This window comes from Paenirhizobium daejeonense, assembly GCF_014280875.1.
GTDB lineage: Bacteria > Pseudomonadota > Alphaproteobacteria > Rhizobiales > Rhizobiaceae > Allorhizobium > Allorhizobium daejeonense.
In genome coordinates this window covers 231,203-243,612 of the sequence record NZ_JACLAL010000001.1, presented here as the reverse complement: position 1 = coordinate 243,612, position 12,410 = coordinate 231,203, and the positions used below count along the sequence as shown (strand labels likewise).

Sequence of the window (12,410 nt, the reverse complement as noted above, 5' to 3'; positions counted from 1 at the left end):
GCAAGCACGCCATTGTTATAGAAGCTTCATATTTTTTGAGGCATCGTTCAGCGAAGGTCTTTCGGGGGCACACCTCGGCCGAGTTTTAAGCAGTGTTGTATCGCCATCCAGCGCGATTTCGGGGCACTCGCTCCCCCGCTTGCCAAGCCCTTGTTTTCACGCATGCCGCACGAAACAACCATGAGATCTTCGTGCGGCATGCGGTGAAGCCCTGGCCTGTTTTACTTCTTGCGCATGGCTTCGGCCAGAGCGGCACCCAGACCGCCGATGGCAGGCGCGTCCTGGCGTCCGCCCGGATTGCCGCCCGACTTGCCGCCGGAGTTGCGCATGTTGGACTGGCCACGATTATCTCGGGCCGACGGGGCTGGCGCCTCGCCTCCATCCTTGCGCATGGTAAGCGCGATGCGCTTGCGCTTGACATCGACCTCGACCACGCGAACCTTCACGACATCTCCCGCCTTGACCACCTCATGGGGATCCTTGACGAAGCGATCGGCGAGCTGGGACACGTGCACGAGGCCGTCCTGATGGACGCCGATATCGACGAAGGCGCCGAAGGCGGCAACGTTGGTGACGGTGCCTTCCAGCATCATGCCGGGCTTGAGGTCGGTGATCTCGTCGACGCCTTCCGCAAAGGTCGCCGTCTTGAAGCTCGGGCGCGGATCGCGGCCCGGCTTGTCGAGTTCGGCAATGATGTCCTTGACGGTCGGCAGGCCAAACTGCTCGTCAATGAACTTGCGGGGGTCGAGCCCCTTCAACAGGGCGCTGTCACCCATCAGGCTGCGCAGGTCGCGGCCGCAGGCAGCGACGATCTTCTTCGCCACACCATAGGCCTCCGGGTGCACCGAAGAGGCGTCGAGCGGTTCCTTGCCGTTCCGGATGCGCAGGAAGCCCGCACATTGTTCGAAGGTGCGGGCGCCGAGACGCGGCACCTTCAGCAGATCCTTCCGGCTTTCGAATGCGCCGGTCTGGTCGCGATAGGAAACAATGGCCTCGGCAATCGAGCCGCCGAGACCCGAGACGCGGGCGAGCAGCGGCACAGACGCCGTGTTGAGGTCCACGCCAACGGCATTCACCGCGTCTTCGACGACCGCATCGAGCGAGCGACCGAGCTTGCCCTGATCGACGTCGTGCTGATACTGGCCAACGCCGATCGACTTCGGCTCGATCTTCACCAGTTCGGCCAGCGGGTCCTGCAGGCGGCGGGCGATGGAGACGGCGCCACGCAGCGAAACGTCGAGGCCCGGGAATTCGCGGGCGGCAGCTTCCGACGCCGAATAGACGGATGCGCCGGCTTCCGAGACGATGACCTTGGTCGGCTTGGCGGCGGTCGAAGGAAACTGCGAGAGCATGTCGGCCACCAGCTTTTCGGTCTCGCGGCTGCCAGTGCCGTTACCGATGGCGATCAGTTCGACATTGTGCTTGCGGATGAGGCCCGCGAGCTCCACCTGCGTGCCGCGCACATCGTTCTTCGGCGGGAAGGGATAGACGGTCGTCGTCTCCAGCAGCTTGCCGGTGCCGTCGACAATCGCGACCTTGACGCCCGTGCGGATACCCGGATCGAGGCCCATGGTGGCGCGAGAGCCGGCGGGGGCGGCGAGCAACAGGTCCTTGAGGTTGCGGGCGAAGACATGGATCGCTTCTTCCTCTGCACGTTCGCGCAGTTCGCGCATCAGGTCGAGCGACAGCGAAACGGAAAGCTTCACGCGCCATGTCCAGCCGGCGGCCTCCATCAGCCACTTGTCGGCCGGGCCGGCCTGACGGATCTCATAGGCTGCGGCGATGGTGCGTTGCGCCGGCTTGACCGGCGACGGATCGTCCTTGTCGACCTCGATCGAAAGCGTCAGCATCTCCTCGTTCCAGCCGCGCAGCATGGCGAGCGCGCGATGGCCCGGAACCGTCGCCCAACGTTCGAAATGATCGAAATAGTCGGCGAATTTCTCGCCGGCATTCTCCTTGCCCTCGACCACCTTGGAATAGAGAACTGCGCGATCCTTCATGTCATTGCGCAGACGGCCAATCAGGTCGGCATTTTCCGAAATCGCCTCGGCGACGATGTCGCGCGCGCCTTCGAGAGCCGCCTTCACGTCGGGAACATCGGCGTTGATATAGGCCTCGGCCAGTTGCTGGGGATCGGCGGCGCGGTTGGCCCAGATGGCATCGGCCAGCGGCTGCAGGCCCTTTTCGCGGGCGATTTCCGCGCGGGTGCGGCGCTTCGGCTTGTAGGGGAGATAGATGTCCTCAAGCTCGGCCTTGGTGCCGACCTGGAAAATCTTGACCATCAGTTCGTCGGTCATCTTGCCCTGCGAGGTGATCGACTCGACGATCGCCTTGCGGCGGGCGGCAAGCTCGCGCAGATATGTGAGCCGCTCGGCCAGATCGCGCAACTGCGTATCGTCGAGACCGCCCGTCACTTCCTTGCGGTAACGGGCAATGAAGGGAACGGTCGCGCCTTCGTCCAGCAACTGCACGGCGGATGCCACCTGATCGGGGCGAGCCTTGATCTCGGAAGCGATGATCGCGGCGATGGATTTGTTGTCGTCGGCCATGATGATCCGGTGTTCTCCAAAATTTGCGAGCCGCGACCATAGCGGCAGCGACGACGAAGGCAACGCGGGCGCCCGGGGTTCCACAGGAAAGCGCCGGAAGCGCATTTGACGCTTTTCGCCTTGACCTTTCAGTCCCCTGCCCTTAACCGCCGGGATCATGGCATTCGGAGGGCAGGCGATGAAAGTTCTGTTGATCGGTTCTGGCGGACGCGAGCATGCACTCGCATGGAAGCTGGCGCAATCGCCTCTGATGGAGGCTTTCTACGCGGCTCCCGGCAATCCGGGGATCGGCGAACACGCGACGCTGGTGCCGATTTCCGCCGACGACCAGGAAGAGATCCTCGCCTTCTGTCGTGGACACGACATCGACTTCGTCGTCGTCGGCCCGGAAGCGCCGCTGGTTGCGGGTCTAGCCGACAAGCTGCGCGCGGAAGGTTTTGCCGTCTTCGGCCCGTCTGCCGCCGCAGCCCAGCTCGAGGGCTCCAAGGGTTTCACCAAGGATCTCTGCGCCCGCTACGACATCCCGACTGGCGCCTATCAGCGCTTCAACAACGCGCCGAAGGCCAAGGCCTATATCCGTGCGCAGGGTGCGCCCATCGTCATCAAGGCCGACGGTCTTGCGGCAGGCAAGGGCGTGACGGTGGCGATGACCGTCGATGAAGCGCTTGCGGCCGTCGATGACTGCTTCGAGGGCGCATTCGGCGAAGCCGGTGCGGAAGTCGTGGTCGAGGCGTTCCTCGATGGGGAGGAAGCAAGCTTCTTCTGCCTCTCCGACGGCAAGAGCCTGCTGGCGCTCGCAACGGCCCAGGATCACAAGCGTGTGGGCGACGGAGATACCGGCCCGAACACCGGCGGCATGGGCGCTTATTCTCCTGCTCCGGTGATGACGCCAGAACTGGTGGAGCGCACCATGCGCGAAATCATCGAGCCAACCATGCGCGGCATGGCGGAAATGGGCATGCCCTTTTCCGGCGTGTTCTTCGCCGGCCTGATGATCACCGCAAAGGGTCCCGAACTCATCGAATACAACGTCCGCTTCGGGGACCCGGAATGCCAGGTGTTGATGATGCGGCTGAAGAGCGATCTCCTGCCGCTCCTGCACGCAGCTGCGACAGGCCGGCTGCACGAAGTTTCCGCCGAATGGCGGGACGAAGCAGCCCTCACCGTCGTGATGGCATCCAAGGGTTATCCCGGCTCCTACGCCAAGAACACGCCGATCGGCACAATTCCTGAAGCTGCAGGTGACGCCAAAGTCTTCCACGCAGGCACCGGGCTCAGGGATGGAAAGCTGGTTGCCACCGGCGGACGCGTCCTGAACGTCACCGCGCTGGGCCGCGATGTAGCGGAAGCCAAGGACCGGGCCTACGGTCTGGTCGACAGGATTTCCTGGGACAACGGCTTCTGCCGCCGGGACATCGGCTGGCGTGCCATCGGCCGCGACAAGACCTGACGGCAGTTTCTGGCCTGATAGACGCTTCCACCCGTCAAAAAACGATGCATCGATAAAATTGTAGCGATGCATCTGACCGGATAGCAACGAACAGCGGCTATTTTCCCCTTGAAAGACATTCGGGGAACTCGCCATGCGCAATCTCGTTCTGACGTCCATTCTGCTGGCTGCCGCCGCTCCGGCCCACGCCTCTTCCATCGAGGTAGTCGGCCCGCAGGCAGCGAAGGGCAACAGCATCATCGTCATGTCCTGCGCCAACTGCCCTGCTCCGCAAGAGGTGCAGGTCAAGAGATCCTATGTCGTACCGCATGTCGCCGGGGGCAAACAGTCAGCCGAAATCGTTGAGGTGAACGGCGAAAAAAAGCTCAAGCGAACCGAAGCCTGGATGGGCGGTTCGCCGGTGGTTTTCATGAGCAAGGCCGAGGGCTGGGCGACCGACGGCTCCGTCGTCACCGCGGCCGGGCCGCAGGAAGACGGCATCGACGCGCAGGCGACGACCGCTGCTGTTCCGGTGGCGGCGCCCGCTCCTGCCGCCACCGCCGGGATGACCGGCCGCTCCGAGCCGAAGCCGCTTGATGTCACGACCTTCGATCTGCGGCTGAAATAAGTCGCCGTCCCCTTCCCTGCCCCACCCAGCCTTACGATCCGGGCTGATCGGGCCTGCCGCGCCAATGCGGAGCAAACGCCTCGGCAAAACCGGGGCGTTTTTGCTACCTGTAGATGAAAAACCCCACCCCCGAAACAAGCACAACTACCATGGCGCGACATCAAAAAAGACGCGCGTCAATTTCAAATTGTATATTGGTTCCCAATAGTTATCTAAAATCTTGAAACGGTATCACTTGAGACTAAAACCCTCCTATTTTTTGGGGTTTATTTGTTGTCGGGCCGATATAATTCAAATTTTACACAAAGGCCCGCATTCTCGCCCTATACCCCCGGAAGCCGCATGATGCATGTGCACTGGCGAGTGCAGAGGAACCTCGCAAGGATCGGCAGAACGCCGCCGGACCCTTTGATTGAGCGAGGACCTATGAAAAATCTAAAGATTTCCCACCAGTTGCTTGGGTTGATCGGTGCCCTGATGATCGCATTCGGCATCGCGACCTATTTCCAGATCAATTCGGCAGCGGACGCGATCTATGCCGAGCGCACCGACATGTTGCGCACGCAGGTCGAATCCGGCCTTGCCATCATCGAGAGCTACGACGCCCGGGTAAAGTCTGGCGAGCTTACCAAGGAAGAGGCACAGAAGCAGGCCTTCGCGGTTCTCTCCAAGGCAAAGTTCGAACCGAACGGCTATCTCTTCGGCATCTCCTATGATGTGGTGACGGTGTTCCATCCCAATCCGCAGCAGGTCGGCGTGAACAGCAAGGGGCAGCCGGACAAGAAGGGCAACATGTTCCGCGAGGAAATGCTCGAAAAGGGCAAGAAGGGTGGCGGCGTAACCCACTACTTCTGGGAAAAGCCCGGCGACAAGAGTGGTGAGGTCTTTGAGAAGGCCGTCTACAGCAAGTCCTACGAGCCCTGGAACATGATCGTTGGTACTGGCGTCTACATCGACGACCTGCAGCTCAAGATCAACGCGATGATCTGGAAGGCCATGATGATCGGCGCAACGCTGGTCGTCCTCGGCCTCACGGCCGGATGGCTGGTGATCCGCGGCATCACGCTTCCTCTCAAGGCCATCCACAATGCACTGGAGGAAGTGGCCAACGAGAACGTCTCGCTCGCCATTCCACATACCGACATGGGCAACGAGGTCGGGATGATGGCGAAAGCCACCAAGGAACTGCAGGAAAAGGTGCGTGAGCGCCATGCACTTGCCGCCCGTCAGGACGAGCAGCAGATGCAGCTCGACAGCGAGCGCCAGCAGAATGCCGACATGCAGCGGACAGAAGCCGAGCAGCAGGCCCGCGTCGTCTCCACCATAGGCCAGGCGCTGGAACAACTCGCCCACGGCGACCTCACCGTCCGTTGCGGCGATATCGGCGCCAAGTATTCAGGCCTGCGCGACAACTTCAACGAGGCGCTGTCCCATCTCGAGGCAGCCATGGCAAAGGTCAGCTCCAAGGGCGTCGACATCGGCGGCTCGAAGGAAGAGATCCGCCGCGCCTCCAACGAGCTTTCGCAGCGCACGGAGCGTCAGGCAGCCAATCTCGAGGAAACATCTGCCGCCCTTGACGAACTGACGGTTGCCGTCCGCCAGACCGCCGACGGCGCACAGGAGGCCGCCAAGCGCGTCCATGCCGTCTCGACCGAGGCGTCGCGCTCGGATGCCGTCGTGGCCCAGGCGATCGACGCAATGAGCGGCATCGAGCACTCGTCATCGGAAATTTCCAAGATCATCGGCGTGATCGACGAGATCGCCTTCCAGACCAATCTGCTGGCACTGAATGCCGGCGTTGAAGCCGCCCGCGCCGGCGAAAGCGGCAAGGGCTTTGCGGTCGTCGCGCAGGAAGTCCGCGAACTCGCCCAGCGCTCGGCTGCTGCCGCAAAGGAGATTAAGGAACAGATCTCGCGATCGTCCGGTCAGGTGCAGAACGGCGTGCAGCTCGTCGGCGAGGCAGGCGAGGCGCTGAAGCGCATCTCCGACCAGATCAAGGCGGCGAGCGACATCGTCACCAAGATCGCCCATTCCGCATCGGAACAGGACACCACACTGCGCTCCATCTCCTCGTCCATGAACCAGCTCGACGCGGCGACCCAGCACAATGCGGCCATGGCGGAAGAAACCACGGCCTCAGCCGAGGCGCTGGCCAACGACACAGAGGAACTGCTGAACCTCATCCGCGGTTTCCGGGTTTCCGGACAGGGTATGCAGTCCTCCGCCGGTCTCGGCGCAATGGCCGAAAGAATGCGCCGGGCCTCCTGACCCGCTCCACGCGTATAATCCGAATATAGCAACAACCGCCGGCAGAAATGCCGGCGACTTTTTTTGGTTCGCTCGCCAAGACTATCTGGAATGCTTCAATTTTAGGAAAATGTTTAAAGTTGAAGTTCCATAGTATTTTCATTGATGCGATGCAGCATCTTCCTTTGGCGCATCATGCGCTCTTCCAGAAACTGTTGTGATCCATGCCGCCGCCGCTTTCCCCGGTGACGGACGCCCTTTCATGTTGTCCGAAAGTCAACTGCGATGAAGAACCTCAAGATCTCCTCCCAGCTCATTTTGCTGGTCGCCGTGCTGATGGTGGCCTTCGCGTTTACCAGCATCTACGAAATTCGCTCGTCGGCCAAGGCCATCTACAACGAGCGCTACGAGATGCTGCGGACCCAGACAGAGACTGCGCTTTCCATCATGGCGCGCTATCATGATCTGGAAACCAAGGGCGAGCTTACCCGCGAACAGGCACAGCAGCAGGCATTCGACATTATCAACGACCTGCGTTTCGAGCCGGATGGCTATTTCTTCGGTTATGACTACAAGGGCATCCGCCTCATCTATCCCGGCAAGAAGGGCCTGGGGAAGGATTTCTCCGGCCTGACCGACAGCCAGGGCAACAAGTTCCTGATGAACATCATCGACACCGCCAAGGCAGGCGGCGGCTGGACCGAATTCGAATTCTCGAAGCCCGGCAATCCTGAAGATGCGCTTTTCCCGAAGGCCGCCTACTCCAAGAACTTCCCTGCATGGGAGGTCATGGTCGGCACCGGCGCCTATCTCGACGATCTCGATGCCAGCATCATGAAGGACGTGACCGGCGTTCTCATCATTGGTTTCTGCGTACTGACCTTCGGTGTCGTGGCAGCATGGTACGTCATTCATGGCATCACCCGCCCGCTCAAGGCCATTCATAACGCGCTGGAGGAAGTGGCCAACGAGAACGTTTCGCTCGCCATACCTCATACCGACATGAGTAATGAAGTCGGCATGATGGCCAAGGCCACCAAGGAATTGCAGGAAAAGGTGCGTGAGCGCCACGCCATGACTGCGCGACAGGAAGAGCAGCAGATGCAGCTCGACAGCGAACGCCAGCAGAATGCCGACATGCAGCGCTCCGAAGCCGAACAGCAGGCGCATGTGGTCTCCACCATCGGCGCGGCCCTCAAGGAACTTGCACAGGGCGACCTGACCGTGCGCTGCGAGGATCTCGGCAACAAGTATGCGACGCTGCGCCACAATTTCAACGAAGCGCTTTCCCGTCTCGAAGAGGCCATGGGGCGCGTCAATCTCAAGGGCAATGACATCGCCGTCAGCAAGGAAGAGATCCGCCGTGCATCCGGCGAGCTTGCCCAGCGCACCGAGCGGCAGGCCGCGAGCCTGGAAGAAACTTCAGCCGCTCTGGACGAGCTGACGGTTGCCGTTCGCCAGACCGCCGAGGGCGCCCGCGAAGCTGCAAACCGCGTCAATGCCGTCTCCTCCGAAGCACGCCAGAGCGATGCGGTCGTTGCTCAGGCGATTGCAGCGATGAGCGGCATCGAGCACTCAGCCAACGAAATCTCCAAGATCATCGGCGTGATCGATGAAATCGCCTTCCAGACCAACCTGCTGGCACTGAACGCAGGCGTTGAAGCTGCTCGCGCCGGAGAGAGCGGCAAGGGCTTTGCCGTTGTTGCGCAGGAAGTTCGTGAACTTGCCCAGCGCTCGGCGGCCGCTGCCAAGGAAATCAAGGACCAGATCGCCCGCTCTTCGACCCAGGTGGAACAGGGCGTGCAGATGGTCGGCGAGGCAGGCGAAGCGCTGAAACGCATTTCCAGCCAGATCGAAAGCGCCAACGACATCGTGTCGAAGATCTCCTACAGCGCGCAGGAGCAGGACACGACGCTCCGTTCAATCTCTTCTTCGATGAACCAGCTCGACACCGCCACGCAGCAGAACGCCGCCATGGCCGAGGAGACCACGGCTTCGGCAGAGGTGCTGGCCAACGACACCGGCGATCTGCTCGAACTCATCCGCGGCTTCAGGGTCGGCGGTTCGCAGGCAAGCAGCCTTTCCAACATGGCGAACCGCATGCGCATGGCAAGCTGATACAAACCTTCAACGCGGGGGCGTGAGGGAAGCCGTCGGACGATGAGTGTCCGGCGGCTTTTTGTTTTTTTGGGCAGCAGGAGTCCGGTGATGGCTGGGCACAGCGGTGTACCATATTACATCGGCGAACTCGTGACTCACCCCCCTCTGCCTTTCCAGGCATCTCCCCCTCACGGGGGAGATCGGACAGCTGAGGCCACCCACTCCCCTCTTTGATGGAAGAGTTCTTGGATGGCTTGCAAAGAGGGCAGGACGCCGAGAGGCTCGCCGTTCTGCGGATCTCCCCCCTTGAGGGGGAGATGGCCGGCAGGGCAGAGGGGGTAAGCCAGAGACGCAGTTGTGTCGGGTCCTTTGAAACGGATCGTTTACACGCCCTATTTCTCTGTTGTGCGTAATTCGCGGACGGCAGACCGCTTACCTGCTATTTGCGCAGCCGTTCCGCCAGCAGATCGATGTCACGATGGGAAAACACGTCTATCCCCGACCGGCGGAAAAGTGCCGCGGTCACGCCGCGGCCCGCATGTTTTATTCCGGCAAAGGAGCCATCATAGATCAGGCCCGATCCACAGGACGGGCTGCCATCGATCAAAAGCGCGAAAGTGCAGCCATTGTCGCTTGCGAAGGCGAGAGCCCGTTCGGCGCCGGCCACGAACTCCGCAGTTACATCGCCGCCCGTCACCTCGATGACGCGGGCCTTGCCGTCCAGCACGTCCTCGCCGGTAAGGCCGTTCTCGATCTCCGCCGGCGGACGCGGAACGGCCATGCCGCCCGCCATCTCCGGACAGATCGTTACCAGCCGCCCCTCCTCCCGCCAGCGATCAATCGCGGGATGGACGAGCAGCTTGCCCTTGCCGTCATAACGGACGGCGTGGCCGAGAAGACAGGCGCTGATGAGGATCCTGTCCATCGCCCGCGCCTCCGGATTACCCCGTGATCTTGGAGAAATCCGCGACCGTACCCGTTGCCTCGCGGATGGCCTTCAGCAGCGCCAGTCGGTTTGCGCGGATGGCAGCGTCCTCGTCATTGACCAGCACGTCGTCGAAGAACGTGTCGACAGGCGCTCGGAGCTTCGACAGGGCCTGCATGGCCGAGCGGAAATCTTCCTTGGCGACGGCATCGGCCGCTTCCGCGCTCGCCACCTTGATGGCGGCAAAGAGCGCCTGTTCGGCATCGAGCTTCAGCAGCGCTTCCGACACGGCATCGGCAACCACGGTGCCCTTCTTCTCTTCGGCGGCCAGAAGCTGGGTCGCACGCTTGGTGCCGGCCAAAAGGTTCTTGCCGTCCTCGGAGGTGATGAAGGCGGTCAGCGCCTCGGCACGACGGGCAACCATCAGCAGGTCGTCGGCCTCCGGCGTCAGCACGGAATCGATGATATCGTGGCGCGCACCCTGATCGCGCAGATAGACCTTCAGGCGGTCATGGAAGAAGGACAGGAGGTCGGCAGCGAATCTATCTGCTTCATCTTCGATTGCGGCACGTCGTTCCGACTCTCCCATTCCATACCCACCGCCCGACATGGCAACGCATATTTCGAGGAAAGTATCCCCTATAAATCCGCCTCCAAAATTCTCTGGAAGGGTCGCTGGTGCAAGCAGTTGCATCTTGATTAGGCCCAAAAGCGGCAGGCGAATGCCCCGCTCCAGAATGATGCGCACGACACCCAACGCCGCACGCCTCAGAGCGTAGGGGTCCTTCGATCCAGTCGGCTTTTCGTCGATGGCCCAGAAGCCTACGAGCGTGTCGAGCTTGTCGGCAAGGGCTACCGTGATGGCGACCTTGTCATCCGGCACACGGTCGGACGGGCCCTGCGGCTTGTAGTGGTCCTCGATGGCGGTTGCGACCGAGCCATGCTCGCCCTGCAGCAGCGCGTACTTGCGGCCCATGACGCCCTGCAGTTCCGGGAATTCGCCAACGGCTTCGGTGCGAAGGTCGGCCTTGGCCAGCACCACGGCGCGGTCGACCAGCGCCGCATCGGCGCCGACGATCGGGGCGAGTTCCCTGGCCAGCGCGCGGATGCGGGAAACGCGCTCGCCCTGCGTGCCGAGCTTGGCATGGAAGGTGACGTTCAGCGCGTCGAGCTTGGCCATGCGCTGGTCGAGCGGCTTCGACAGGTCGAGGCCGAATTTTTCGGCGGAGGCCTTCAGCGTTTCCAGATCCGGCAGGTCGGCCTGGTCGCGCTTCCAGAAGTGCAGCGCATCCGAAAGGCGGGCGCGCACGACCTTGCCGTTGCCGTGCATGATCTCCTTGCCGCCATCCTTCGCCTCGATGTTGGAGACAAGAACGAAATGATTGGAGAGGCCTTCGGTCTCGCCATGCGGACGGGTGACGAAGCACTTCTGGTTGGTCTTGATGGTCAACCGGATGATCTCGGCCGGGATCGTCAGGTAATCCGTTTCGAAAGTGCCGAGCAGCACATGCGGATATTCGACAAGGCCGGAGACCTCTTCCAGCAGGCCTTCGTCCTCGACCAAATCGAGGCCGTTGGCGAAGGCGAGATTGGCAGCGTCCTGCGCGATGATCTGCTTGCGGCGCTCGGCATCAAGGATGACCTTCGCCTTTTCAAGGCTCGCGACGTAATCATCGAAACGGCGAACCGTGATGGCGGCCGGCGCGTGGAAGCGGTGACCATAGGTGACGTTGCCGGCGGTGATGCCGTCGATCTCGAAGGGGATGACGACGGTTTCATCATGATCGGAACCGAAGGTGCAGACGATCGACTGCAACGGGCGCACCCAGCGCAGCGCCTCCGTACCCTTGCCCTCAACGCCACCATACACAAGCCCCTTCGGCATGGAGGCATAACCGGAACGCATGGGCTTCGGCCAGGGGAAGGTGCGGATGATGCCCGGCATGACCTCGGCGACGATTTCCTCCGCCGACCGACCGGACTTTTCCAGATAGGCAACGTAGAAATCACCCTTCTTCGGATCGGTCTTGACGGTTGCCTGATCGATGGAGGTAAGGCCCGCGCCGCGCAGGAAGCCATCGATGGCGGCCTGCGGAGCATTGACGCTCGGCCCCTTCTTCTCTTCGCGTACATCGGCGGAACGGGCGGTGAGGCCGCGGATGTCCAGCGTCAGCCGGCGCGGTGTCCAGTATTCGCGCGCACCCTCGTAACTCAGACCCGCCTCGACCAGTGCATCGGTTACGAGTTTCTTAAGGTCACCGGCAGCCTTGCGCTGCAAGCGGGCCGGGATTTCCTCGGAGCGAAGTTCAAGCAGAAGATCGGGCATGTTCTCTTTCCTGCCCCTCCCTTGAAAGGAGGGATGGACCAAAAGTCCGGTGTGGGCTGATTAAAAAGCTAGCCCCTGCTAGCAAAATTCAGCGCGGGTAGACAATCGCGAAATGGCACCAACGAGCGGGAATTAGCAGCATCGCGTGACCATCGTGCCGCATAAGTCACCCCCACCCGCCGCTTCGCGGCGACCTCCCTCCTCAA

The 12,410-nt window shown here is 61.7% G+C and carries 7 protein-coding genes; 4 read left to right on the top strand and 3 right to left on the bottom strand.

The window, feature by feature from the left end; translation table 11 throughout:
* Positions 1-221: 221 nt before the first annotated feature.
* The gene (locus tag H4I99_RS01070; protein WP_163903811.1) at positions 222-2,549 is read right to left on the bottom strand and encodes a Tex family protein; all 2,328 of its coding nucleotides are present in this window, start codon (positions 2,547-2,549) and stop codon (positions 222-224) included.
* 178 nt (positions 2,550-2,727) lie between these two features.
* On the opposite strand from H4I99_RS01070, the gene purD reads away from it, so the two are divergent.
* The 4 genes from purD (at position 2,728) to H4I99_RS01050 (ending at position 8,971) form a co-directional block, all read left to right on the top strand.
* Positions 2,728-3,999, top strand: coding sequence for a phosphoribosylamine--glycine ligase (gene purD / locus H4I99_RS01065; RefSeq protein ID WP_163903810.1), 1,272 nt, complete (start codon positions 2,728-2,730; stop codon positions 3,997-3,999).
* Positions 4,000-4,132: 133 nt separating this feature from the next.
* On the top strand, positions 4,133-4,606 hold the full coding sequence (locus H4I99_RS01060; protein WP_163903809.1) for a plant virulence effector HPE1-like domain-containing protein: 474 nt from the start codon (positions 4,133-4,135) through the stop codon (positions 4,604-4,606).
* A 426-nt stretch (positions 4,607-5,032) separates the two neighbouring features.
* Positions 5,033-6,874: a methyl-accepting chemotaxis protein gene (locus tag H4I99_RS01055; protein WP_163903808.1), complete on the top strand. Its 1,842-nt coding sequence runs from the start codon at positions 5,033-5,035 to the stop codon at positions 6,872-6,874.
* 264 nt (positions 6,875-7,138) lie between these two features.
* Positions 7,139-8,971 (top strand): methyl-accepting chemotaxis protein, encoded by a 1,833-nt coding sequence (locus H4I99_RS01050; protein WP_163903807.1) that lies wholly within the window; start codon positions 7,139-7,141, stop codon positions 8,969-8,971.
* 421 nt (positions 8,972-9,392) lie between these two features.
* On the opposite strand, the gene H4I99_RS01045 is transcribed toward H4I99_RS01050, so the two are convergent.
* On the bottom strand, positions 9,393-9,878 hold the full coding sequence (locus H4I99_RS01045) for a 2-thiouracil desulfurase family protein (protein WP_163903806.1): 486 nt from the start codon (positions 9,876-9,878) through the stop codon (positions 9,393-9,395).
* Positions 9,879-9,894: 16 nt separating this feature from the next.
* Positions 9,895-12,204: a glycine--tRNA ligase subunit beta gene (glyS, locus tag H4I99_RS01040; protein WP_163903804.1), complete on the bottom strand. Its 2,310-nt coding sequence runs from the start codon at positions 12,202-12,204 to the stop codon at positions 9,895-9,897.
* Positions 12,205-12,410: the final 206 nt, after the last annotated feature.

Excerpts from the sequence above, each read along its gene's own strand:
- purD (WP_163903810.1), top strand. The coding sequence starts at position 2,728 with ATGAAAGTTCTGTTGATCGGTTCTGGCGGACGCGAGCATGCACTCGCA.
- glyS (WP_163903804.1), bottom strand. The coding sequence starts at position 12,204 with ATGCCCGATCTTCTGCTTGAACTTCGCTCCGAGGAAATCCCGGCCCGC.
- H4I99_RS01055 (WP_163903808.1), top strand. The coding sequence starts at position 5,033 with ATGAAAAATCTAAAGATTTCCCACCAGTTGCTTGGGTTGATCGGTGCC.
- H4I99_RS01060 (WP_163903809.1), top strand. The coding sequence starts at position 4,133 with ATGCGCAATCTCGTTCTGACGTCCATTCTGCTGGCTGCCGCCGCTCCG.
- H4I99_RS01045 (WP_163903806.1), bottom strand. The coding sequence starts at position 9,878 with ATGGACAGGATCCTCATCAGCGCCTGTCTTCTCGGCCACGCCGTCCGT.
- H4I99_RS01070 (WP_163903811.1), bottom strand. The coding sequence starts at position 2,549 with ATGGCCGACGACAACAAATCCATCGCCGCGATCATCGCTTCCGAGATC.
- H4I99_RS01050 (WP_163903807.1), top strand. The coding sequence starts at position 7,139 with ATGAAGAACCTCAAGATCTCCTCCCAGCTCATTTTGCTGGTCGCCGTG.